This window comes from Streptomyces sp. WG7 (genome assembly GCF_049975785.1).
Lineage (GTDB): Bacteria > Actinomycetota > Actinomycetes > Streptomycetales > Streptomycetaceae > Streptomyces.
This window is the reverse complement of sequence record NZ_JBNGGE010000007.1, coordinates 193,946-211,857: the sequence shown is the minus strand read 5'-3', so window position 1 is coordinate 211,857 and position 17,912 is coordinate 193,946. Positions and strand designations below refer to the sequence as shown.

The following is a 17,912-nucleotide window of genomic DNA, read 5'->3' as shown; positions in this document are numbered from 1 at the left end:
CGGTTCGTCGGAGAGGAACGGACCCCGGTCGCAAACGCCGAAGGCCGCCCCTCGGGCGGCCTTCGCGAAGTCTTGCGTACGCGCAGTCAGTGGGCCGCCGAAGGAGCGGTCCACCACCAGTTCTGGGTCGAGTGCGCGAACATGGCACGGACGGTACACCATGAGTGCCGTGTCCCGGGGCCCCACCGCGTCATTTGACTGATCCTGTCGTGCTCCCGCCGGTGCGGGGGCGGCGCGCAGCTCACGGCACCGCCGCCACGGGGCGCTGACCGCTCCCGGCACCGGCGGGGCCGTCCGCCGGGGGGTGTTCCGCCCGCGGAGTACGCCTGTCTCACGGACTGGTCGGGGTCATGGACGCCGTAACCGACCGCGTACTGTTGAGCACGTGACCGTGAACGCTGATTCCCGAAGCGTCGCCGCTCAGGCGACATGGCGAGACCTGCCCGCGGCGCAGCAGCCCGAGTACCCGGATGCCGAGGCTCTGCGCGATGTGATCGCCGAGCTCGAAACGTATCCCCCGCTGGTGTTCGCCGGCGAGTGCGACCAGCTGCGCGCGCGCATGGCAGCGGTCGCCCGGGGAGAGGCTTTCCTGCTCCAGGGCGGTGACTGCGCCGAGTCGTTCGACGCCGTGTCCGCCGAGCACATCAGGGCGAAGCTCAAGACCCTCCTCCAGATGGGCGCCGTCCTCACCTACGCCGCGTCCGTGCCGGTGGTGAAGGTGGGCCGGATCGCCGGCCAGTACTCCAAGCCGCGCTCCAAGCCGACCGAGACCCGGGACGGCGTGACGCTGCCGACGTACCGCGGCGACTCCGTCAACGGCTTCGACTTCACCGAAGAGGCCCGGATCCCGGACCCCGAGCGGCTCAAGCGCATGTACCACGCGTCGGCCTCCACGCTGAACCTGGTGCGCGCCTTCACCACCGGCGGCTACGCCGACCTGCGCCAGGTGCACGCCTGGAACCAGGACTTCGTGAAGTCCTCGCCGTCCGGCCAGCGCTACGAGCAGCTCGCCCGGGAGATCGACAACGCGCTGAACTTCATGCGGGCCTGCGGGACGGACCCGGCCGAGTTCCAGACGGTCGAGTTCTTCTCCTCGCACGAGGCGCTGCTGCTCGACTACGAGTCGGCGCTCACCCGCGTCGACTCGCGCACCGGGCAGCTGTACGACGTCTCCGGGCACATGGTGTGGATCGGTGAGCGCACCCGGCAGATGGACCACGCGCACATCGAGTTCGCCTCGCGGATCCGCAACCCGATCGGCATCAAGCTCGGCCCGACCACCACGGCCGAGGAGGCGCTCCAGTACATCGAGCGTCTGGACCCCGAGCGCGAGCCCGGCCGGCTGACCTTCATCGTCCGCATGGGCGCGGACAAGATCCGCGACAGGCTCCCCGAGCTGGTCGAGAAGGTCACCGCGTCCGGCGCGGCCGTCGCCTGGATCACCGACCCGATGCACGGCAACACCTACGAGGCGGCCTCCGGCCACAAGACCCGCCGCTTCGACGACGTGCTCGACGAGGTCAAGGGCTTCTTCGAGGTCCACAAGTCGCTGGGCACCCACCCGGGCGGCATCCACGTGGAGCTGACCGGTGACGACGTCACCGAGTGCGTGGGCGGCGGCGACGAGATCTTCGTCGACGACCTGCACCAGCGCTACGAGACGGCCTGCGACCCGCGGCTCAACCGCAGCCAGTCGCTCGACCTGGCGTTCCTGGTGGCGGAGATGTACCGGGACCAGTGACGGCCCGCCCGTCGGACGACGCGGACGGGCGGCAGGGACGAGGAATGGGGCGCGGGTCACACACGATCCGCGCCCCTTCCGCTTTTGCCGCCCCTGCCCGATGGGTAAGGTTAGGTTTGCCTCACCGAGTCGGGCCCTCCGCTCACCGGTCCGGCACGACCTTGTACCCCGCCCGGGAGGTGAACCGCGTGTTCGTCTGCAGCTGCTTCGGTGTCACCGAGGAACAGGTGAAGAGCCACGCGGAAGCCGGCGCCTGCACGCCCCGGCAGATCGCCTCCGCCTGCAAGGCGGGCACCGACTGCGGCGGCTGCGTACGGCGCATCCAGGCGCTGCTCGGCCGTGGTGCCTGCCCCCGCCGGCAGCTGGCCGACCAGGGCGGACCGGTCCTGGCGGAGCTCCCGGACGCGGCCTAGCTAGAGCGAGCCGGGACCCGACGCGTCCGGCTGGGACTGCTCGATGACCGTCGACAGGTAGAGCGACTCGCCCAGCTTCTCGATCAGCTCCAGCTGGGTGTCCAGGTAGTCGATGTGGTGCTCCTCGTCGGCGAGGATCGCCTCGAAGACGTTGGCCGACGTGATGTCGTTCTTGGCCCGCATCACCTCGACGCCCCGGCGCAGCCGGTCGATCGCCTCGACCTCGATCTCCCGGTCGGCCTGGAACATCTCGGTCACGCTCTGGCCGACCCGCACGTGGAAGAGCCGCTGGTAGTTCGGCAGGCCGTCCAGGAGCAGGATGCGGTCGGTGAGCACCTCGGCGTGACGCATCTCGTCGAAGGACTCCGCGCGCGTGTACTTCGCGAGCTTGGTCCAGCCCTTGTGGTCCTGCAGCTTCGCGTGCAGGAAGTACTGGTTGATCGCCGTGAGCTCGGCGGTCAGCTGCTCATTGAGGAACTCGATGACCTCGGGGTCGCCCTGCATCGCTTGACGCTCCTTCGAACGGGAACTGGCGTGTTGCGCCGCATGATTGCACCGGCACCGAAGATCGTCCAGTAAGTCTCGACTTAGTAAGTAAGTACAGGCTTAGTGGAATCTGTTCCTGTTTGCCCGAATGTGCGGAGGGCGGGTCGGGGGCATCGGTCCAGGTCTGTCAGGATGGAGGCATGGGTCAGCCGGCGGGAAGCGAATCGGGAGAAGGCGGTGCGGAAGGAGCATCGCGGTTCGAGCTCCCACCGGGGCAGCGACTGCAGCGCGGCTGGCCGGTCACGCACTACGGGCCCGTCCCCAAGTTCCGCCCGGAGCGCTGGGAGTTCCGGGTCTTCGGCGCCACCGCCGACGGTGAGAAGCAGGGCTGGACGCACGAGGAGTTCACGGCCCTCCCGTACACCACGGTCGTCGCCGACCTGCACTGCGTCACCAAGTTCAGCATGCTCGGCTCCGAGTGGGGCGGCGTTCCGGCCGCCGCGATCCTGGAGCTCGCCCCGCCGGCGCCCGCCGTCACCCATGTGATGGTGTGGGCCGAGTACGGCTTCAGCTCCAACCTGCGGCTGTCCGACTTCGCCGCCGAACGCACCCTCTTCGCCACCCACAAGGACGGCGAGCTGCTCACCGCCGAGCACGGCTTCCCGCTCCGGCTGGTCGTCCCGCACCTGTACGCCTGGAAGGGCCCCAAGTGGGTCCGCGGCATCGAGTACATGACCGCCGACCGCCGCGGCTTCTGGGAGGAGCGCGGTTACCACAACATCGGCGATCCGTGGCAGGAGCAGCGCTACTCCTACCAGGAGGAGCCCGGGGACGGCCCCGAGCTCTGACCGGCGTTCGCGGGGGATCAGCCGTCGCGCAGCTTCTTCAGCCGCTCCACGTCCGCCGCGTGCCCCTCCTTGCCGCCCGGGGTCTCGATGACCAGCGGCACGCCCTCGGTCGCGGGGTGGGTCATCAGCGCCCGGAACGGGTCCTCGCCGATGTGGCCGGAGCCGATGTTCTCGTGCCGGTCCTTGTGCGCCCCCGCCACGTCCTTGGAGTCGTTGGCGTGGATCAGCCTGAGCCGGCCCTCGCCGACCGTGTCCACCAGCAGGTCCAGGGTCTGGTGCATGCCCGACGGGCCGGTCAGGTCGTGCCCCGCCGCGAAGATGTGGCACGTGTCCAGGCACACCCCGAGCCTCGGGTGGGCGTCCAGCGCCTCGAAGTACGGCCCGAAGTCCCAGGTCCGCGAGCACAGGGAGGCGCCCTGTCCGGCGGTCGACTCCAGGAGCAGGTGCGGGTCGTCGTCGTGGGTGAGCTCGTCGAGCAGCGGAAGCATGTACTCCCGTACCTGCTTCAGCGCCACCGCCCGGTCCCGTCCGCCGGTCGCGCTGCCGGTGTGCACGACCACGCCGAGCGCCCCGATCGCCCGCCCGCGCCGCAGCGAGTGCCGCAGCGAGTCCACCGACCGCTCCACCGTCGCCTCGGTGTGCGAACCGAAGTTGATCAGGTAGGGCGCGTGCACATAGGCCGGGATCGACCCGGCCGCGCAGGCCTCCCGGAACGCCTCGTCCTGCTTCGGGTTGCCCGCCGGGGTGGCCCAGCCGCGCGGGTTGGCGACGAAGACCTGCACGGCCTCCGCCTTCAGCTCACGGGCGTAGGACAGGCCCACGGAGTGCAGGCCGCCGGCCACGGGGACGTGGCCGCCGACGGGGTTGCGGGGGAGGCCGGAGGCGGGGGAGGGGGCGGACTGTTGACTGTTCACCCATTCAGGGTGTCACGCGCTCCCGCCCGTCCGGACCGTGAGAGCCGTCACCTGATGGTGATCTTGATGGTGGAGCCCTTGGGCGCCGTGTCCCCGCCCTCCACGGACTGCTCCTTCACGGTGTCGCCGAACAGTCCGAGCAGACCGCGGTCCTCCTCGACGTCGAAGCCCGCGTCCTTCAGCGTCCGCTTGGCGTCGCCCACGCTGTCGCCGACCACGTCCGGGACCTCGATCATCTCGGGGCCCTTGGAGACCGTGAGGGTCACCGTGTCGCCCTCGGCGGCCCGACTGCCGGAACCCGGCGTCTGACGGGCGACCCGGCCCTTGTCGTGCTCGGAGTTCACCTGCTCGTCGGCGACCTTCACCTTCAGCCCGGCCTCGGTCAGCTCGGCCCTCGCGTCGGCCAGGTCGTCGCCGGTGACGTCCGGGACGTCGATCGGGCTGCCCTTGCTGACGACCAGGGCGACCGCGGAGCCGGCGCGCACCGTGGTGCCCGTCCTCGGCTTCGTGGAGATCACGAAGCCCTTCGGCACCTCCTCGCTGAACGCCCGGGTCACCATGCCCGGCTCCAGCCCCTCGTCCTTCAGCACGGTCCGCGCCCGGTCCAGCTTGTAGCCCTCGACGTCCGGCAGCTTCACGGTGTCGGGGCCGTCGGAGACCGTGAACGACACCGAGTCGTTCTTGCGGATGCGGGCGCCCACCCCGGGATCGGAGCTGATGACCTTGCCGCGCTCCACGGTGTCGCTGTAGGCGTGCTCGACCTTGCCCACGTCCAGGCCCGCCTCGTCCAGCCGGTCCCGGGCCTGCGCCTCGGTCTTGGACAGCAGCGCGGGCACCTTGGTGAACTGGCCGGAGTTGATGTACCAGACACCCGTGCCGACGCCGAGCACCAGCAGGACGGCCACGACGACCGCCATCGGGCCGCGCCGCAGCTGCGGCCGCCGGCGCCGGGGCGGGGCCGGCTCGGGAGCCGCCAGCCGACTGGTGCGGTTCACCCCGTCCGCGGGGAACGCGCCGTCCGTGCCGTCGCCCTCGTCCTCGTTGACGGGGAGCGGCCGGGGCAGGGTCAGCGCGCGGGGGATCACGCTCGTGCGGTCCTCGGCGTTGTCGTGCTCCCCGGTGAGCGCCTGCGGCGGCACCGCGTCCAGCTGGTCCCCGCTCAGCGCCCCGCGGGCCTGGCGGGTCTGCGAGAGCAGGGCCACGGCGTCGTGCGGACGGATCTCCGGGTTGCGGGCGGTCGCCGAGGCGACCAGCTCGTCCAGCTCGTAGGCCATCCCCGGCACGGCGGCCGACGGCGGCGGCACGTCCTCGTGCAGATGCTTGTAGAGCACCTGGGCGGGGGAATCCCCCTCGTGAGGCTTGGCGCCGGTCAGCATCTCGTGCAGCACCACGCCGCACGCGTACACGTCGACCCTCGGATCGGCGGCGCCGTGCTCGATCTGCTCGGGCGCCAGGTAGGAGACGGTGCCGAGGACGGCTCCGGTGGTGCTGGTGACCGTGTCGACGGCCCGGACCAGTCCGAAGTCGGCGACCTTGACCCGGCCGTCGTCCCCTATCAGCACGTTCTCCGGCTTCATGTCCCGGTGCACGAACCCGGCCCGGTGCGCGGCGCCCAGCGCGGCCAGCACCGGCTCCAGGATGTCCAGCGCGGCCCGCGGCCGCAGCGCCCCGCGCTCGCGCAGCACGTCGCGCAGGGTGCAGCCGGCGATGTACTCCATGGCCAGGTAGACGTACGCTCCCTCGGCCCCTTGGTCGAATACCTGTACGACGTTGGGGTGGTCGAGGCGGGCCACCGACTTCGCCTCGCGGATGAACCGCTCCACGAAGGTGGCGTCGGCCGCGAGCGTCGGGTGCATCACCTTCAGCGCGAGCACGCGGTCCAGGCGGGTGTCCACGGCCCGGTAGACCGTGGCCATCCCGCCCACCGCGATCCGCGCCTCGACGCGGTACCGGCCGTCGAGCACCTGCCCGACGAGAGGGTCCTGAAGGGTCGTGTCCACGCAGGCGAGTCTACGAGTCACCACGGACACCCGGCGCCGCCGCCGAGCAGCGGGGGCGGTACTGCAGCCCATCTGTGACGTGCCCGACGCGGAGCCGGGCCCATGCCCGCGCACGGCAGGCCCCGGACGGCGACGGACCCCGAGGCCGGAACCCCCCGCCCTTGCGCGACGGGAAACGGGTGGTGCGCCGGACGGAGACGAAACGGCAGGTCAGCGCCGGGTCACTGGAAAGCGGGCCGCTCAGGGTCCAGGACGGCCAGGCCCTCCGAGGGAGACGACGCCTGCGCGAAACGCCGCCGCGGGATCCGCCCGGCCCGCCGGGCCAACCGCCCGGCCTCCACCGCGCACCGCATCCCCTCCGCCATCAGCACCGGCTCCTGCGCCCGCGTCACCGCCGAGGCGAGCATCACACCCGCGCACCCCAGCTCCATCGCGAGCGCCACGTCCGACGCCGTACCGGCCCCCGCGTCCAGAATCACCGGCACGCGCGCGTGCTCCACGATCAGCTCGAAGTTGTGCGGGTTGCGGATGCCGAGCCCCGACCCGATCGGCGAGCCGAGCGGCATGATCGCGGCGCACCCGACGTCCTCCAGCTTGCGTGCGAGGACCGGGTCGTCGTTCGTGTACGGCAGCACCGTGAACCCGTCGTCGACCAGCGTCTCCGCCGCGTCCAGGAGCTCGATCGGGTCGGGCAGCAGGGTGCGCTCGTCGGCGATGACCTCCAGCTTGACCAGGTCCGTGCCGAGGGCCTCGCGCGCGAGCCGGGCGGTGAGGACGGCCTCCCCGGCGGTGAAGCAGCCGGCCGTGTTCGGCAGCACCCGGATGCCGAGCTTCTCCAGCACCGACAGCACGGACCCGTGCACCGAGGCGTTCACCCGCCGCATCGCGACGGTCGTCAGCTCCGTCCCGGACGCCACCAGCGCCCGCTCCAGGACGTCGAGGCTGGGCGCCCCGCCGGTGCCCATGATCAGGCGGGACCCGTAGGCCGTACCGCCGAGGACAAACGGATCGTCGGCCATGGTCAGCCTCCTTGGACGGCGGTGAGGACTTCGACGCGGTCGCCGTCGGCCAGCGAGGTGGCGGACCACCGCGCGCGCGGGACGACGGTTTCGTTGAGGGCGGCGGCCACCCCGGACGGCGCCGCGGTGAGCGTCCCCACCAGGGTGTCCAGGGCGGTGCCGGGAGCCACCTCGCGCGGCTCGCCGTTGACGGAGATGTTCATGCGGGCTGCTCCGAGAGTTCCGGGAGTGCGGGGGCGGCGCCGAAGCGCCGGGGGGTGAAGGGGCGGGCCTCGGCCGGCAGCTCCCCGGTGGTCAGGACGTCCGCCATGACGTCGCCGGTGACCGGGGTGAGCAGGACACCGTTGCGGTGGTGGCCGGTGGCCAGCAGCAGGCCGTCCAGGGCGGTCGGGCCGAGCAGCGGGGCGTTGTCCGGGGAGCCGGGGCGCAGACCCGCCCGGGTCTCCGCCAGGGGCAGCTCGGTGATGCCGGGTACCAGCTCGTGGGCGTCGCGCAGCAGCTCGTACACGCCGCCCGCGGTGACCGTCGTGTCCCAGCCCAGTTCCTCACTGGTGGCGCCGACGACCAGCTCGCCGCTCTCCCGGGGCACCAGGTAGACGTGGTTGCCGCGCACCACGGCGCGCACCGTCCGGTTCAGCAGCGGCCCGTGCGTCCGCGGCATCGTCAGCCGCAGCACCTGCCCCTTCACCGGCCGCACCGGCGGCAGCACGTCGTCCGGTACGCCCGTGAGCCGCCCGCTCATGCTGCCCCCGGCCAGCACCACCCGCCCGGCCTCCAGCGCGGTGCCGTCCGCCGTGACGACGCCCGTGGCGCGTGCGCCGCCGCGTCCGACGGTGAGCCGGTCGGCCCACACCCGGTGGAAGACGACGCCCGCGCGTTCGCAGGCGGCCACGAGCGCGCCGGCGAGGCGCCGGGGGTCGATCTGATGGTCGCCGTCCACCCGGAGCCCGCCGCGCACACCGGGCGCGAGCATCGGCTCCAGACGCCGGCACTCGCGCCCCGGCAGCCACTCGGACTCCAGGCCCGAGCGCTGCTGGAGCGCGTGCAGTTCCCGCAGGTGGGCGCGGTCGTCGGCGTCCAGGGCGACGGCGAGGGTGCCGCACCTGCGGTAACCGAGGTCGTGGCCGGTGAGGTCGGCCAGCTCCGCCGCGAAGTCCGGGTACCGGCGGGCGGAGGCGAGGTTCAGGGCGAGCAGCGTCTGCTCGCCGTAGTGCAGTTCCGTGACGGCGGCCAGCATCCCGGCCGCCACCTGGGCGGCCCCACCGCCCGGTTCCGGGTCCACGAGCGCCGTGACGAGCCCGCGCTGCGCGGCCCGCCAGGCCGTGACCAGGCCGATGATCCCGCCCCCGACGACGAGGACGTCGGGGGTGCGTGACGACGTGTGTGGCGGAGACGTGTGTGGCGGAGACGACATGGGCGTCCAGCCCCTCCCTTCGCCGGCATGACCCGGATCAGGTTCGTACGGTCGGAGGCCGCCAGCCTCCCTCTCAGCCCGGTGCGTCCGGGCTCCCGCGAGTGCTTTACGTTGGCCACCCTAGCCCGCAGCGCACCGCACTCGTAAGGGAGCCTCCTCCCATGGCACGTTCACTCGACGGTCTCGTCCTCGCCCCCGTCGCCGACCAGGCGCCCGGCCAGGTGGGCACGCGTACCCGCTTCACGTATCACGAGGAGGACGGCGCCGTATGGGCCGAGTACGCGGGCGGCGACGTCGTCCGCGGCCGCCTGGTGGGAAGCAGGGAGGGCGACCGTCTCGACTTCCGTTACGTGCAGCTCAAGACCGACGGCAGCACGTCGTCGGGCCACTGCGTGTCGACCGTCGTCGAGCTGCCGGACGGGCGGGTGCGCCTGGAGGAGACCTGGGAGTGGGAGTCGCAGCGGGGCAGCGGGACGAGCGTTGTGGAGCAGGTCACCGCGCACGGGCACTGACCGGCGAGCCGCCGGGTGTCTAAGGTGATCAGGTGAGCGAGCAGACGCAGGAGCAGACCCGGGAACGGGGAGCGGACGCGGAGCGCCGCGTGGTCGTCGTGGGCGCGGGCATGGCGGGGGTGCAGACCGCCGTCGCCCTGCGGGAGCAGGGCTTCACCGGCGCCGTGACGCTGATCGGCGCGGAGCCGCACCAGCCGTACGACCGCCCCCCGTTGTCCAAGGCCGTCCTGCTCGGCACGGCCGAGGGCTCCGCCTTCGACGTCGACTTCGAGGCGCTCGGCATCACCCTGCGGCTCGGCTGCGAGGCCCTGGGCGTCCGCCCCGGAGCGCACGTCCTCGACACCTCCGCGGGGCCCGTGCCGTACGACGTCCTCGTCCTCGCGACCGGCGCCGAACCGATCCGGCTCCCCGGCGCGGAGGGCGTGCCCGGCGTGCACCTGCTGCGCACCCTGGACGACGCCGAACGGCTGCGCCCGGTGCTCGCCCGGCAGCACGACATCGTGGTCGTCGGCGCGGGCTGGATCGGCGCCGAGTTCGCCACCGCCGCGCGTGAGGCGGGCTGCGCGGTGACCGTCGTGGAGGCCGCCGACCGGCCCCTCGCCGGTGTGCTGCCCGACGAGGTCGCCGCGAGGATGGCGGACTGGTACGCCGGTGCGGGCGCCGTACTGCGCACGCACGCGCGCGTGGAGCGCGTCGAGCCCGGTGCCCCCGGGGAGCCCGGCCAGGTGGTCCTCGACGACGGCTCACGGCTGCCCGCGGGCGCGGTCGTCGTCGGCATCGGCGCCCGGCCCGCCACCACGTGGCTCGCCGGCTCCGGGATCGGCCTCGGCGCGCACGGGGAGGTTCTGGCCGACGACCGTCTGCGCACTTCGGCGCCGGACGTCTACGCGGTCGGCGACTGCGCCTCCTTCCCCTCCCGCCGCTACGGCGAGCGGCTGCTCGTGCACCACTGGGACAACGCCCTCCAGGGCCCGCGCACGGTCGCCGCCAACATCGTCGGCGCCGCCACCGACGAGCCCCCGGCGGCCTACGACCCGGTGCCGTACTTCTGGTCCGAGCAGTTCGGCCGCTTCGTCCAGTACGCCGGTCACCACACGGCCGCCGACCGCACCCTGTGGCGCGGGGACCCCTCGGGGCCCGCCTGGACGGTCTGCTGGCTGCGCGAGGACCGCCTGGTCGCCCTGCTGGCGGTGGGCCGCCCCCGGGACCTCGCCCAGGGCAAACGCCTGATCCAGGCGGGCACGACGATGGACCCGCGGCTGCTGGCCGATCCGGCGAGGCCGCTCAAGGCGGCGACGGCGTAGGCCGCCCGTCCGGGTTCTCCCGCCGTCCGCGCTCCCGGTCCGGTTCGCCGGCCCGGTTCGCCGGTCCGAGGCGTCGGTCCGGGGCGTCGGCCCGGTTCGCCGGCCGGGGTCGGACGGGTCCGGTTTCCGACTGTCAGTGCCAGATGGCAGGCTGGAGCTGTGACCGAGATTGACGCAAAGATCGATGCTCTCGTGCCTGCCTGGCTCACCGTCCCCGACATCGCCGAGATGCTCGGTGTCGAGGTGACCCGCGTACGCCAGCTGATCAAGGAAGGCCAGCTCATCGCCGTACGCCGCGGTGAGAACCGCGCGCTGCACATCCCCGCGGCCTTCATCGACGAGGACAAGGTCGTCAAGGGCCTGGTCGGGACCCTGACGCTGCTGCGGGACGACGGTTTCACGGCCGAGGAGATGCTGGAGTGGCTCTTCACGCCCGACGAGACCCTGCCCGGCACCCCCGCGCAGGCGCTGAGCGAGAACCGCGGCACGGAGGTGAAGCGCCGCGCCCAGGCGCTCGCCGTCTGACCTGACACCCGCTGCCCGGCGTGCCGGCACGCGGCCCGCACGCCGGGGCCGTGGCCCGGCACGCCCCGTGCCCCACGGGCCGCGTGCCGCCCGCAGTACCGTTCGACGCACGGGCCGTGTGCTGCCCGAGTATCCGTTCAACGCACGGGCCGTGTGCTGCCGTGCATCCGTTCGCGCCCGGGCCGCGTGCTGCCCGAGCACCTGTTCTCCGCACGGGCCGCGTCGCCACCGCGGCCCGTGTGCCAGAGCCGTGCGGCCCACGTGGCCCACGCCACCGACCTGCCGACCTGGGGGAACCCGCATGCCCGACACCGACGCCACCGCCCGCGCCCGGCTCGCCGACGCCAGGCTCTACCTGTGCACGGACGCCCGCCGCGACCAGGGCGACCTGCCCGAGTTCCTGGACGCGGTGCTGGCCGGCGGCGTCGACATCGTGCAGCTGCGCGACAAGGGCATGGAGGCCGGGGAGGAGCTGGAACACCTCGAGGTCTTCGCCGACGCCTGCGCCCGCCACGGCAAGCTCCTCGCGGTGAACGACCGGGCGGACGTCGCCCACGCGGCCCGCGCCGACGTGCTGCACCTCGGGCAGGGCGACCTTCCGGTGCCCGCCGCCCGGGCGATCCTCGGCGACGACGTCCTCGTCGGCCGTTCCACGCACGCCGAGTCCGAGGCCGCCGCTGCCGCCGTCCAGGACGGCGTGGACTACTTCTGCACCGGCCCGTGCTGGCCGACCCCCACCAAGCCCGGCCGCCACGCACCCGGACTCGGCCTGGTCCGTCACACGGCGTCCCTCGGCACCGAGCGCCCCTGGTTCGCCATCGGCGGCATCGACCTCGGCAACCTCGACGAGGTGCTGGAGGCCGGCGCCCGGCGCGTCGTCGTCGTCCGCGCGATCACCGCGGCGGACGATCCGGGCGCGGCGGCCGCCGAGTTCGCGAAGCGACTGCGGCAGGCGTAGGGCTCGCGTCGGCGTGGCCGGCGGCCGGCGGTCGGTGGGTCGGCGTGGCCGGGGGAGCCGGAGGCATGTGTCCGGCGAGTATGTCCAAGGGGTGGACAACAAATCGACAATACGGACAAATGCCCTGCATCCGGTTGGGTGACCGCCGCCCCCTGGCTAACCTGCCCGTATGGCCCTCGGAACCGCATCCACCAGGACTGATCGCGCACGCACCGTGCGCGACATGCTCGCGTCCGGCAAGACGACGTACTCGTTCGAGTTCTCCGCGCCGAAGACGGCCAAGGGCGAGAAGAACCTGTGGAGCGCGCTGAGGCGGGTGGAGGCGGTCGCGCCGGACTTCGTCTCCGTGACCTACGGCGCCGGCGGATCCACGCGCGCGGGGACGGTCAAGGAGACCCAGCAGATCGTCGCCGACACCACGCTGACCCCCGTGGCCCACCTCACCGCCGTCGACCACTCCGTCGCCGAACTGCGCAACATCATCGGCCAGTACGCCGACGCCGGGATCCGCAACATGCTGGCCGTGCGCGGCGATCCGCCCGGCGACCCCACGGCCGACTGGGTCCCGCACCCGCAGGGCCTGACCTACGCGGCCGAACTGGTCCGGCTCATCAAGGAGTCGGGCGACTTCTGCGTCGGTGTCGCGGCGTTCCCCGAGATGCACCCGCGCTCCGCCGACTGGGACACGGACGTGAGGCACTTCGTCGACAAGTGCCGGGCGGGCGCCGACTACGCGATCACGCAGATGTTCTTCCAGCCCGAGTCCTACCTGCGCCTGCGCGACCGGGTCGCCGCGGCCGGCTGCGAGACCCCGGTCATTCCCGAGGTCATGCCGGTGACCAGTGTGAAGATGCTGGAGAGGTTGCCAAAGCTCAGCAACGCCTCGTTCCCGGCCGAGCTGAAAGAGCGGATCCTCACAGCCAAGGACGATCCGACCGCTGTACGCTCCATTGGCATCGAGTTCGCCACGGAGTTCTGCGCGCGGCTACTGGCCGAGGGTGTGCCCGGACTGCACTTCATCACGCTGAACAACTCCACGGCGACCCTGGAAATCTACGAGAACCTGGGCCTGCACCACCCACCGCGGGCCTAGACCGGTCGCACATACTTACGACACACTGCGTAGCGGCCACTGGGAGAGGGGCGTACATGGGCTGGACGGTCCTCTACATCGCGTTCGGCGGCGTCGCGCTGTGGCTGCTCGGTGAGGTGCTGCTGCAGTACAAGGCGCGGCTGCGCTGGCGGCTGCTCGCGTTCGGCGGCTTCCTCGGTGTCGTGATCGGTGTCCTGATCCCGTCCGTCATCGTCATCGGGCTGGGCGCGGCCGCCTTCGCGGTCGGCCAGACCTACGTCACGCTGTCGTTCCGCCGCGGCTTCGAGGCCGGCTGGGCGGTCAACGCCCCGACGGGCCTCACCGGCAGGCGCAGCCGCCCCCAACGGGGCAGCCAGGAACCGACGTTGGAGGTCTCCGGCCTCGAAGCGGCCGAGGGCGGCCCGGACGACCACGACGGTCACGACGGCTACGACGGCCGTACGCGGGACCACGCGCCCGGTCAGGACGGCCTCTCGTACGGCCCCGACGACTACGACCGCGACGACGTCTTCACCCCGGCCCGCCCCGCCGACCCCGCGGCCGCGGAGACCACCGCCGTCTACGAGCCGCAGCCCATGCCGGACGACACCGGCTCCTACGGTGTGTACGCCGACGCCGGCTACGGCCACGACCAGCAGGCCCAGGCCCAGGCCGCGGCCGCGCAGGGCACCGACCAGTCCTACGCCTACGACTACTCGGGTTACGGACAGCAGCAGGGGTACGGCTACGACACCGGCGGCCAGCAGCAGTACGCCGCCTACTCCGACCCGTACATCGGCACCCACACCTACGGCGGGACGTCGTACGACACCGGCTCCTACGACCCGGCCGCCGGGCAGCAGTACGGCCGGCAGGACTACGGGCAGGACCAGTACGCCACCGGCACGCCCGGCGGTTACGGCGGCGAGACACCGGCCGGCGGGGTGTGGGTGCCGCAGCAGCGCAGCACCGACGAACCCCACGGCGGCGAACTCCCGCAGGAGCAGACGTATCCGTACCAGGGCAACGGCCAGACACAGGGTCAGAGCCAGGGCCAGGGCCAGGGCTACGACGAGCAGTACCGCTTCTGACGGCGCGTCCGGGGACAGGCCACCGGTCCCCGACCGCTCACCGGCGCCCTGCCGCTCACCGGCCCCCTGCCGGTCACTGAGAACCCCGGAACTCCGGTCCCTCCACGACGAGTCCGGCGACCAGCGCGCCCGACATGCCCGCGTGCGGCAGACCCCCGCCCGGGTGCGACCAGCCGCCGACCGTGAACAGCCCGCCGGTGCGCGTGCCGTTCGCCGCGTGCAGCAGGCGCCCGCCGGCCCCCGCCAGGGCCGGCACCGGAACCGCGCCGTCCGCCACACCGGTCCCCGCGGCGACATCGGCCGGGGTGCGTACCTCGTGCCACAGAAGACGGTCGCGCAGATCCGGTATCGCACGCTCGGCGACGCCGACCAGGTACTCGGCGTGGCGGGCGGACGCATCTGCCGCGGTCCAGTCCGGCCCGGCGCCCAGGGCGGGCACCACGGCGGTGAGTGTGACCGCCTCGTGGTCCGCGTCCGGGACCAGTCCCGGGTCGTCGGGGCGCAGAACCGTGACGGTCGGCCGCGCGGCCATACCGGGCGTGGCGCCGAACAGGCTGTCCAGCTCGGTCTCCCGGTCCTCCGCGTGCACCACCGTCCGGTGCGCCGTGCCCTCGGGACGGCCGCCCCGCAGCGTCAGCAGCACCGTCAGCCGGCTCGCCCCGCCCCGCTGCGGCGGCACCTCGCCGTCGCCCCGTACCGCCGGGCCCCCGCAGAGGCGGTCCAGCACACCGGGCGCCACACCGGCCACCACGAACTCCGCCTCCGCGACGCCGCCTCCGGCCAGCTCCACGCCCGCCACCCGGCCGTCCTTCTCGGCGATTCCCGCGACCTCGGCACCGAAGTGGAACTCGACCCGGCGGGCCAGGCACCGCTCGTACACCGCCCGCGCCAGCTCCCGCAGACCGCCGCCACGCACGTACCACATACCGAACGCGTACTCCATGTACGGCAGCACCGCGGTGTTCGCCGGAGCGGTCCGGGGGTCCAGGCCGTACCCGAGCGCGTGGCTCTCCAGGAGGGCGGCGAGCCGGGCGTCCCGCAGCTCCCAGGCACCGACCTCGGCGAGCGTGCCGGCCCGGCGGGTGCGCAGCAGCCGCTTGTGCGGCACCGCCGGATAGGGCTCGCGCTCGGCCAGCACCTCCCAGTTCGGCCACAGCGGCTCCTCGAGGAGCGGGCGGCGCGTCCGGTCCCAGGTCTCACGGGCCCGCACCAGGAAGTCGCCCCAGCGCTGCCCGGCGGCCGGGCCGAGCGCCCGGTCCAGGGAGGCTACGACCCCCGCCCGCGAGGCGTTCGGCAGTGACACCTCCGTACCGTCCGCGAAGACGTGCCGGGACGACGGGTCGACCTGCACCAGCTCGACACACGCCTCCAGCGGCTCCTTGCCGGTCTTGACGAACAGGTCGCGCCAGACCGCGGGCAGCGGGAGCAGACCGGGTCCGGTGTCGAAGGAGAAGCCGTCCCGCTCGAAGCGGCCCAGGGCGCCGCCGTACGTCCGAGTCCGCTCGTACACCGCCACCCGGTGGCCCGCGACGGCCAGCCGGGCGGCGGCCGCCATCGCGCCCATCCCGGCGCCGATCACCGCAATCCGTGCCATGCCAGGGACTTTATCCGCCGCCACCGACAGTCCGGGTCCAGGGGCCGGGCCGTGCACCTGCGGGAACGGCCGACGGCGGGCCGCGGCTGAGTACCGGGACGGGCGCGCGCGTGACCGGCCGGTGACGCGCCGCCCTGAGCCGGGGCGCGCACGACTGAGTATCCGTACCTAGCCCGGTAGATGAGTACGCACGCGGATGGGGTGCGACCTGCGGGAACGAGAGAGTGGAGACACGGAGAGGGGCACGGCTCCAAACCGGCGACACGGGGCGCCGGATCGGAGCCGGGCCCGCGATCCGCTCCTTCCGCCGGCCGCGGTCGGCGGGAGCGAGGCACGGGGGAGCCCGGGGGACCGACCGAGAACGGGGGTTCCAACGGGGGGACGTACGGGGGAGCAGGAGAAGGCGCCGGTCCGACGGTGGCCCGCGGGGGACGCGGCCACCACGGGCCGGCGCTCTTCGTGCGCGGCCGGCGGCCCGTGCGCGATCGCTTCAGGGGCGGCCGCTCACACGCCCCTGGAGCAGGCGGGACAGGGCCGCGTGCACGTCGTCGAGGGAGCGCTCCGCCTGGAACGACTTCCAGTCCAGCGCCGCCACCAGGACCATGCCGACCAGGGCCGCGGCGGTCAGCGGTACGTCGATCTCCTCGCTGAACTCACCGCTTGCCACCCCCTCGCGCAGTACGCCCTCCACCACCGCCACGGCCTCCTGCCGGACCACCAGCAGCGTGGACTGCCAGGCCCGGTTGGTACGCCACAGCTCGGCCACGTACAGCTGGGTGAAGGCCGGGTAGCGGTCGATGAAGACCAGCCCCGCGCGGATCATCTCGTCCAGGGCGTCGACCCGGCCGCGGCCCTCCCGCGCCGTCCGCTCCGCCGCCTCCCGCAGCGATGCGGTGAGGAGCCCTACACCATGGCGCAGCAACTCCTCGAAGAGGACGGACTTGCTGGCGAAGTTGTAGTAGACCGTGCCCTTCGCGACCCCGGCGCGTTCGGCGATCTCGTCCACGGTGGTGGCGGAGAAGCCCTGCTCGGCGATGAGGGTGACGGCCGCCTCGTAGAGCTTCTGCCGGGTGGCCTCGCGACGGCTGCTGCCCTGCGAGACGGCGCTGCTGCTTTCCATGGTCCTGATTGTCACAGCCCCCTCCCCGCGGACGTCACCGCAGGGCCCGCGGGGGTCGAGGGCTCGAGTTCCGGGGACGGCCGGGGCGGGCACCGCGGGCCGCACCCCGGCCCGCACCTCGGCCGGGACCGGCGTGCCGGGCTCCGCGTCGGCCTGGTCGGCACGCATCGCGAACCGAACCTTTGATCGAGGTGAAAGCCCAGGTCGGGACGGATTGTCAGTGGCATACCTCACGATGCACATACGGCACCTCTTGCCAGGGCGTGCCGTCACGGAGACGACAGGAGGATCGTCATGGCCCACTCGTCCGCAGCCGCCGCCCGGTGGCGCCGCGCAGCCGGCCCTGCACCCTCACTGACCGGCCCGGCGAGCGACGTGCACCCCGTGCTCCGCCGGACAAGCGCCCCGCCCGCCGCCCTCGACCTGCTCGCCCAGGCCCGGTCCGGACTGGAAGAGGCCGCCGTCCTCGAAACACCGAACGAGCGGTACGCGACGGCCCATCTCGCCGCCCTGCGCGCAGCGGCCGCGGTGCTCGCCGCACGAGGCCGCCCCGAGACCACCCCGCGGGCCCGGGCCCGCATCCGCAGCGCCTGGGAGGTGCTCCCCGAGATCGCGCCCGAGCTCTCCGACTGGAGCGCGCTGTTCGCCTCGGGCGCCCCGCGCCGGGCGCGGGCCGAGGCGGGCATCCGGGGCGCGGCCAATCGGCGGGACGCCGACGACCTGATACGCGACGTGGCGGTGTTCCTGCGCCTCGTGGAGCGGATGCTGGCCCTCCAGCCGGTCCTGCCCCAGCCCCGGCCCGACTCGGGCCAGCCGGCCACGGACCGCCTGGACACCGCTGGGCCGGGTTCCGTCGGGTCGGGCTTCGACGGACCGGGTTCCGTCGGGTCGGGCTTCGACG

At 73.1% G+C, this 17,912-nt stretch carries 18 protein-coding genes, 1 pseudogene and 1 riboswitch; of the genes and pseudogenes, 10 read left to right on the top strand and 9 right to left on the bottom strand.

What is annotated here, in order from left to right; genetic code table 11:
* Positions 1 to 86: 86 nt before the first annotated feature.
* Positions 87 to 143 (bottom strand): trp operon leader peptide, encoded by a 57-nt coding sequence (locus ACP4J0_RS10805; protein ID WP_350718967.1) that lies wholly within the window; start codon positions 141 to 143, stop codon positions 87 to 89.
* A 242-nt stretch (positions 144 to 385) separates the two neighbouring features.
* On the opposite strand from ACP4J0_RS10805, the gene ACP4J0_RS10800 reads away from it, so the two are divergent.
* Positions 386 to 1,741: a class II 3-deoxy-7-phosphoheptulonate synthase gene (locus tag ACP4J0_RS10800; protein ID WP_426598406.1), complete on the top strand. Its 1,356-nt coding sequence runs from the start codon at positions 386 to 388 to the stop codon at positions 1,739 to 1,741.
* A gap of 179 nt (positions 1,742 to 1,920) precedes the next feature.
* Positions 1,921 to 2,154: a (2Fe-2S)-binding protein gene (locus ACP4J0_RS10795; RefSeq protein ID WP_426598405.1), complete on the top strand. Its 234-nt coding sequence runs from the start codon at positions 1,921 to 1,923 to the stop codon at positions 2,152 to 2,154.
* Here ACP4J0_RS10795 and bfr read toward each other — a convergent pair whose 3' ends face one another.
* Complete coding sequence (gene bfr, locus ACP4J0_RS10790; protein ID WP_019327969.1) at positions 2,155 to 2,658, bottom strand: bacterioferritin; 504 nt, start codon at positions 2,656 to 2,658, stop codon at positions 2,155 to 2,157.
* 182 nt (positions 2,659 to 2,840) lie between these two features.
* Here bfr and ACP4J0_RS10785 point away from each other — a divergent pair, with 182 nt between their 5' ends.
* Positions 2,841 to 3,488 (top strand): sulfite oxidase-like oxidoreductase, encoded by a 648-nt coding sequence (locus tag ACP4J0_RS10785; protein ID WP_426598404.1) that lies wholly within the window; start codon positions 2,841 to 2,843, stop codon positions 3,486 to 3,488.
* Between the two features lie 17 nt (positions 3,489 to 3,505).
* On the opposite strand, the gene ACP4J0_RS10780 is transcribed toward ACP4J0_RS10785, so the two are convergent.
* The 5 genes from ACP4J0_RS10780 to thiO form a co-directional block, all read right to left on the bottom strand.
* On the bottom strand, positions 3,506 to 4,402 hold the full coding sequence (locus ACP4J0_RS10780; protein ID WP_426598403.1) for a deoxyribonuclease IV: 897 nt from the start codon (positions 4,400 to 4,402) through the stop codon (positions 3,506 to 3,508).
* A gap of 47 nt (positions 4,403 to 4,449) precedes the next feature.
* Complete coding sequence (gene pknB / locus ACP4J0_RS10775) at positions 4,450 to 6,402, bottom strand: Stk1 family PASTA domain-containing Ser/Thr kinase (protein WP_426598402.1); 1,953 nt, start codon at positions 6,400 to 6,402, stop codon at positions 4,450 to 4,452.
* 221 nt (positions 6,403 to 6,623) lie between these two features.
* Positions 6,624 to 7,421: a thiazole synthase gene (locus tag ACP4J0_RS10770; RefSeq protein ID WP_426598401.1), complete on the bottom strand. Its 798-nt coding sequence runs from the start codon at positions 7,419 to 7,421 to the stop codon at positions 6,624 to 6,626.
* A gap of 2 nt (positions 7,422 to 7,423) precedes the next feature.
* The gene (gene thiS, locus ACP4J0_RS10765) at positions 7,424 to 7,624 is read right to left on the bottom strand and encodes a sulfur carrier protein ThiS (RefSeq protein ID WP_426598400.1); all 201 of its coding nucleotides are present in this window, start codon (positions 7,622 to 7,624) and stop codon (positions 7,424 to 7,426) included.
* The gene (gene thiO, locus ACP4J0_RS10760; protein ID WP_426598399.1) at positions 7,621 to 8,835 is read right to left on the bottom strand and encodes a glycine oxidase ThiO; all 1,215 of its coding nucleotides are present in this window, start codon (positions 8,833 to 8,835) and stop codon (positions 7,621 to 7,623) included. Before thiO ends, thiS begins: the two co-directional genes overlap by 4 nt.
* Positions 8,833 to 8,944, bottom strand: a riboswitch (TPP riboswitch). It overlaps the preceding gene by 3 nt.
* Before the next feature lie 52 nt (positions 8,945 to 8,996).
* Between thiO and ACP4J0_RS10755 the strand changes: the two genes are divergently transcribed.
* From ACP4J0_RS10755 to ACP4J0_RS10730, 6 genes are all read left to right on the top strand, one after another.
* Entirely contained in the window at positions 8,997 to 9,347 is a 351-nt protein-coding gene (locus ACP4J0_RS10755) for a hypothetical protein (protein ID WP_426598398.1), read from the top strand.
* 89 nt (positions 9,348 to 9,436) lie between these two features.
* Positions 9,437 to 10,651: an NAD(P)/FAD-dependent oxidoreductase gene (locus ACP4J0_RS10750; protein ID WP_426598462.1), complete on the top strand. Its 1,215-nt coding sequence runs from the start codon at positions 9,437 to 9,439 to the stop codon at positions 10,649 to 10,651.
* 159 nt (positions 10,652 to 10,810) lie between these two features.
* The gene (locus tag ACP4J0_RS10745) at positions 10,811 to 11,176 is read left to right on the top strand and encodes an Rv2175c family DNA-binding protein (RefSeq protein WP_055416498.1); all 366 of its coding nucleotides are present in this window, start codon (positions 10,811 to 10,813) and stop codon (positions 11,174 to 11,176) included.
* A 301-nt stretch (positions 11,177 to 11,477) separates the two neighbouring features.
* Complete coding sequence (gene thiE / locus ACP4J0_RS10740) at positions 11,478 to 12,134, top strand: thiamine phosphate synthase (RefSeq protein ID WP_426598397.1); 657 nt, start codon at positions 11,478 to 11,480, stop codon at positions 12,132 to 12,134.
* 169 nt (positions 12,135 to 12,303) lie between these two features.
* The gene (metF, locus tag ACP4J0_RS10735) at positions 12,304 to 13,227 is read left to right on the top strand and encodes a methylenetetrahydrofolate reductase [NAD(P)H] (protein ID WP_426598396.1); all 924 of its coding nucleotides are present in this window, start codon (positions 12,304 to 12,306) and stop codon (positions 13,225 to 13,227) included.
* 56 nt (positions 13,228 to 13,283) lie between these two features.
* Positions 13,284 to 14,297, top strand: coding sequence for a hypothetical protein (locus ACP4J0_RS10730; protein WP_426598395.1), 1,014 nt, complete (start codon positions 13,284 to 13,286; stop codon positions 14,295 to 14,297).
* A gap of 73 nt (positions 14,298 to 14,370) precedes the next feature.
* Here ACP4J0_RS10730 and ACP4J0_RS10725 read toward each other — a convergent pair whose 3' ends face one another.
* Both ACP4J0_RS10725 and ACP4J0_RS10720 read right to left on the bottom strand, forming a co-directional pair.
* Complete coding sequence (locus tag ACP4J0_RS10725; RefSeq protein WP_426598394.1) at positions 14,371 to 15,891, bottom strand: phytoene desaturase family protein; 1,521 nt, start codon at positions 15,889 to 15,891, stop codon at positions 14,371 to 14,373.
* A gap of 490 nt (positions 15,892 to 16,381) precedes the next feature.
* Positions 16,382 to 17,011: a TetR/AcrR family transcriptional regulator gene (locus ACP4J0_RS10720; protein WP_426598393.1), complete on the bottom strand. Its 630-nt coding sequence runs from the start codon at positions 17,009 to 17,011 to the stop codon at positions 16,382 to 16,384.
* 294 nt (positions 17,012 to 17,305) lie between these two features.
* Between ACP4J0_RS10720 and ACP4J0_RS10715 the strand changes: the two are divergent.
* Positions 17,306 to 17,827: pseudogene (locus tag ACP4J0_RS10715) on the top strand (SAV_6107 family HEPN domain-containing protein); the annotation flags it as partial.
* Between the last annotated feature and the right edge of the window lie 85 nt (positions 17,828 to 17,912).

Excerpts from the sequence above, each read along its gene's own strand:
- bfr (WP_019327969.1), bottom strand. The coding sequence starts at position 2,658 with ATGCAGGGCGACCCCGAGGTCATCGAGTTCCTCAATGAGCAGCTGACC.
- ACP4J0_RS10785 (WP_426598404.1), top strand. The coding sequence starts at position 2,841 with ATGGGTCAGCCGGCGGGAAGCGAATCGGGAGAAGGCGGTGCGGAAGGA.
- ACP4J0_RS10770 (WP_426598401.1), bottom strand. The coding sequence starts at position 7,421 with ATGGCCGACGATCCGTTTGTCCTCGGCGGTACGGCCTACGGGTCCCGC.
- thiS (WP_426598400.1), bottom strand. The coding sequence starts at position 7,624 with ATGAACATCTCCGTCAACGGCGAGCCGCGCGAGGTGGCTCCCGGCACC.
- thiO (WP_426598399.1), bottom strand. The coding sequence starts at position 8,835 with ATGTCGTCTCCGCCACACACGTCTCCGCCACACACGTCGTCACGCACC.
- ACP4J0_RS10755 (WP_426598398.1), top strand. The coding sequence starts at position 8,997 with ATGGCACGTTCACTCGACGGTCTCGTCCTCGCCCCCGTCGCCGACCAG.
- thiE (WP_426598397.1), top strand. The coding sequence starts at position 11,478 with ATGCCCGACACCGACGCCACCGCCCGCGCCCGGCTCGCCGACGCCAGG.
- metF (WP_426598396.1), top strand. The coding sequence starts at position 12,304 with ATGGCCCTCGGAACCGCATCCACCAGGACTGATCGCGCACGCACCGTG.
- ACP4J0_RS10730 (WP_426598395.1), top strand. The coding sequence starts at position 13,284 with ATGGGCTGGACGGTCCTCTACATCGCGTTCGGCGGCGTCGCGCTGTGG.
- ACP4J0_RS10725 (WP_426598394.1), bottom strand. The coding sequence starts at position 15,891 with ATGGCACGGATTGCGGTGATCGGCGCCGGGATGGGCGCGATGGCGGCC.
- ACP4J0_RS10720 (WP_426598393.1), bottom strand. The coding sequence starts at position 17,011 with ATGGAAAGCAGCAGCGCCGTCTCGCAGGGCAGCAGCCGTCGCGAGGCC.